This is a genomic window from Oceanobacillus sp. MO10714A (assembly GCF_037072045.1).
In the GTDB taxonomy this organism is placed as follows: domain Bacteria; phylum Bacillota; class Bacilli; order Bacillales; family Amphibacillaceae; genus Oceanobacillus; species Oceanobacillus indicireducens.
In genome coordinates, this window is sequence record NZ_JAXHDC010000121.1 from 1 (window position 1) to 1,056 (window position 1,056).

The following is a 1,056-nucleotide window of genomic DNA, read 5'->3' on the forward strand; positions in this document are numbered from 1 at the left end:
GTATGTGTAAAATAGTTCTCGGTGATATTATTTCAAAATCCTAGCCAAAAAAGAAGAAGCACTCTATCATAAATGTATGCTACCAGGCAAATACATTATAGAAAGAGGCCTCTTCATGGATACTATTATATCAAAATTATACGGATTAATACACCAAACAGACAACTTAATTGATTTTGAAGAAAGTGTGCGTAGATTGATGTATGAAGAGTTTTCTTCAATGTTGGGGGACATCTTTAGCCAAATGAATGACGTGCTTGTGAAGGAGAAACAAGCATTGGGTTGGACCGTTGAACGATATGATGATCGAAGTATTCAGTTCACTTTTGGTTGGGTGAGATACACGCGTACCCTTATGCACGATCAGGAGGGCAATGCTAGATACCCTTTTGACGAATGGATGGGGTTCAAAAAATATAAGCGCAGAAGTCCATTTGTAGAAGTGAAAGTTGCGGAAATGGTCAGTGAATGTACCTATCGGGAAACAGCTCATATATTGAGCGAATGGACCGCGGTAGATATTAGCCATTCAACAGTTGGAACAATTGTGAGGGAAGTTGGAGAAGCACAAGCAAAGGCGGATGAAGATATGGTCATCGATTTAGAGGAATCCGCGGAATTGCCAGAAGGTAAGGAAGTTGATTTTCTCTATGCAGAAGCTGATGGAGTATTTATTCGGGGAACGGAAAAGAAAAAGAGTCACGAGGTAAGCCATGCGATCGTTTATGAGGGTTGGGACAAGAGTGGAGAAAGAGTATCTCTGCGCAATCAGAAAGTGATCATGACGACTAAGCCAACTTCGGAGTTTTGGAAAGAACTTCAAGCACTTACTGCCAACCACTATTCCTTGGAGAAAACGCAGATCGTGACAAATAGCGATGGTGGAGCCGGCTACACAGCTGAGAAGTTTCAAGAAGCCTTTTCCCAATCGGCATACCCTGTCCTAAACCAATTAGACGCTTATCATGTATTTCAAGGGCTTAATCGAGCGCTTGGTGCCGGCAAGAGTGACTATAAAACAGAATTACGAAAAGCGTTAGAGGATCACGATTTGGA

General features: G+C 41.8%; 1 protein-coding gene. It reads left to right on the top strand.

What is annotated here, in order from left to right:
• Positions 1 to 115: 115 nt before the first annotated feature.
• The coding region (locus tag SPD53_RS19780) for an ISLre2 family transposase (RefSeq protein ID WP_336253582.1) at positions 116 to 1,056 on the top strand (941 nt) is incomplete at its 3' end.